The following is a 3,040-nucleotide window of genomic DNA, read 5'->3' as shown; positions in this document are numbered from 1 at the left end:
TCTCGCTCCATAATCTCGCCTCCCACGGCTTTTTATGGAGTCTCAAGCAATTTTTAGACCCTTCTTCGCAACTAGCAGTTTGGGTTTTTTATTAAAAAACAACACAAAAATTGATACAATATTTATCGCATATAGCATTTAGGGTAGAAATAGGGTAGAAATCTGAGAAATCCAAAAATGTGAGTGAGAGAAAAACCTCTAAAATAGGGGCTTTTGAGGGAAAAAAGACAAATGGTATTGATGATTGACAATTATGACAGTTTTACCTACAACATTGTGCAGTATTGCTTAGAGCTTGGTGCTGATCTTAAAGTGATTCGCAATGATGAGCTGAGTGTTGAAGAAATAGAAGCGTTACACCCAGAAAAAATTATTATCTCTCCCGGTCCTGCGACGCCCAATGAAGCGGGTGTTAGCTTAGATGTCATCAAATACTTTGGCGGGAAAATCCCTATTTTAGGGATTTGTCTTGGACATCAAGCGATTGGGCAAGCCTTTGGTGGTAAAGTGGTGCGTGCGAAGCGTATGATGCACGGTAAAACCTCTATTACGAAACAACTTCACAACAGCTGCCTGTTTGATGGCCTTCCTGAAATGTTTACGACCACGCGTTATCATTCCTTAACGGTTGAGCAAGAGGGGCTTCCGGATGTCGTTGTTCCAACCGCGTATAGTACGGACGATCATGAGATTATGGCACTGCAAATTAAAGACAAACAGATCTATGGTGTACAGTTTCACCCCGAATCCATTTTGAGTGAACACGGGCATGCCATCTTAAATAACTTTTTAAAACTATGAGAGACCGACTTTTTTTACTGCTCATTCTTGTTCTCAGCGGTGCGTTACTGTCCTATGGTACGCAGAGTATTTCCATTAGCTACGATGAAGCCCACACTTTTTTTTACGGCACCAATCTGGTTCACTACTTAGCCGTTACTTCAACGCAACTTTTTGGGCAAAATGATTTTGCACTGCGTTTGCCTTTTATCCTTTTTCATCTTATATCCATTATTTTGCTCTATAAAATAGGCAAACTTTTTTTAAAAAAACGGGCAGATCGTATTGTTTCGGTTACTATTTACGCGCTCTTACCAGGGGTAAATGGTGTTGCCCTTTTGGTCAATAGTGGCATTGTGCTTATCTTGTTTAGTTTATTGTTTACCTATTTATACCTCAAAGAGTACAAAATTGCTTCACATTTTGTGCTTATTGTTGCTCTTTTTATCGATAACTCTTTTAGTATTTTTTTCATTGCTCTTTTCATTTATGCTCTTTTTCAACGTAAAACCGATCTTTTGATCTTAACACTTATCTTATTTAGCGCTTCCATGTATTTGTATGGCTTTGATATAGGGGGAAAACCAAAAGGGTATTTTGTCGATACCTTGGGTGTTTATGCTGTTATTTTTTCACCTTTGCTCTTTTTATATTTTGTGTACGCGATGTATCGTATTTTGATTAAAGAGGAAAAAACTCTTTTATGGTATATCTCGTTCTTCTCACTGATTGTCTCTTTACTTCTTTCTATGCGTCAGCGACTTTTATTGGAAGACTTTGCCCCTTTTGTGGTGCTCAGCATTCCATTAATGGTCAAAGTCTTTTTCAACAGCTATCGTGTCAGGCTTCCAGCGTTTCGTAAACTTCATACGTTTTTCTTTGGACTCGTACTGATCTCTTTGGTGTTCAATACAATGCTTATCTTCTTAAATAAACCACTCTATGCCCTGATGGACGAACCAACAAAACATTTTGCTATTAAATACAATATTGCCAAAGAGCTCGCAGAAGCACTCAAAGCCAAAGGCGTCACAAAAGTGATGATGAAAGATGATAAAATGGCACTCAGACTTAAGTTTTATGGCATCGAACAAGGTAAAAACTATAAACTCACAACGCTAGCAGAAATAGAAGAAGGGTATGAGAAGATTGATATTGCCTATTATGGTAAAGTCGTCAAGATTTTTTATCTCTACCGCGTTAACTAAAAAGAGGATATAAAGATGAAAAAAGCGTTTACGATGCTTGAACTGGTGTTTGTCATTGTTGTCGTAGGCATTTTATCGTACTTTGCAGCTTCGGGTTTTCAGCGTAATCCTCTTCGTGAAGCTGCGGATCAAGTGGTGAGCCATATTCGTTATACACAACATCTTGCGATGCAGGATGATAAGTTTAATCCGAATGAAACACAATGGTTTATGCGACGATGGGCAATACGTTTTCAACAAAATGTTGTTTTTGGAGGTGTTGCTAACAATAATGTTTGGGCATACACAATTTTTTCCGATATTCCAAATTTTGCTGGGCACCATCCGGATTTAACGGGAATGGCTCTAGATCCACAAAATCCAAATCAATTTTTGAGTGGCGGATACGATAATACATTAAATATTAGTGATGCAAGAGCTATGCAATCATTACAATTAGGTATGCATTATGGTATAGCAAATGTTGCTTTTGGCGGAGGATGCCGTGCCGATACAATGTTTATTCATTTTGATTATTTAGGGCGTCCAATGAATTCTTTCCCCCCTGCAGCTTCTACTCATGCTTATCAACCCCCTGCAGCAGGTTGGCATTACTTATTAACAAATCAATGTCAAATTACGCTAACGGATGCTTCTGGCAATACTAGTGTCATCATAATCGAGCCAGAAACAGGGTACACACACATTCAATAAGCCTCTCTTTATCTTTAACCTATTTTTAAGGTGTATGGATATATAATTTCGTCCTCGTTTGAGAGAACGGGGTTAAAGAGAAGCGCCCAAAGTAGGGGATTTGCTTCACGTTCATTACCATTTTAACAATGTCAAATTCAATCTTTGAAATCTAAATAAGCGACCTTAGTCAGTGACGCGAAAAAAGAGATTATCAACTCTTTGAAAAAAAGAGATACTTTAAGTCATTGAAGAAAACACTTCATATGTCAAGGACATTAAAGTTTACGACGCTTTGCGTTGTGCTTTAGGTTTGGTTCTTTAAGATAGCTTTGCTATCTGTTGAAAGAACAACATTTATGGAGAGTTTGATCCTGGCT

The 3,040-nt window shown here is 38.1% G+C and carries 3 protein-coding genes; all 3 read left to right on the top strand.

The window, feature by feature from the left end:
- Positions 1 to 231 precede the first annotated feature (231 nt).
- The 3 genes from JU57_RS13470 to JU57_RS13460 are packed head-to-tail and all read left to right on the top strand — an operon-like array spanning position 232 to position 2,681.
- The gene (locus JU57_RS13470; RefSeq protein ID WP_025345432.1) at positions 232 to 801 is read left to right on the top strand and encodes an aminodeoxychorismate/anthranilate synthase component II; all 570 of its coding nucleotides are present in this window, start codon (positions 232 to 234) and stop codon (positions 799 to 801) included.
- Positions 798 to 1,988, top strand: coding sequence for a glycosyltransferase family 39 protein (locus tag JU57_RS13465; protein ID WP_037962177.1), 1,191 nt, complete (start codon positions 798 to 800; stop codon positions 1,986 to 1,988). The genes JU57_RS13470 and JU57_RS13465 overlap by 4 nt, the downstream gene beginning before the upstream one ends.
- Positions 1,989 to 2,003: 15 nt before the next feature.
- Positions 2,004 to 2,681 (top strand): prepilin-type N-terminal cleavage/methylation domain-containing protein, encoded by a 678-nt coding sequence (locus JU57_RS13460; RefSeq protein ID WP_037962175.1) that lies wholly within the window; start codon positions 2,004 to 2,006, stop codon positions 2,679 to 2,681.
- The last annotated feature ends 359 nt before the right edge of the window (positions 2,682 to 3,040 follow it).

Origin of the sequence: Sulfurospirillum sp. SCADC (genome assembly GCF_000743525.1) — a bacterium.
In the GTDB taxonomy this organism is placed as follows: Bacteria; Campylobacterota; Campylobacteria; order Campylobacterales; family Sulfurospirillaceae; genus Sulfurospirillum.
The sequence above is the reverse complement of the archived record's forward strand: the minus strand, read 5'-3'. Positions and strand labels throughout refer to the sequence as shown.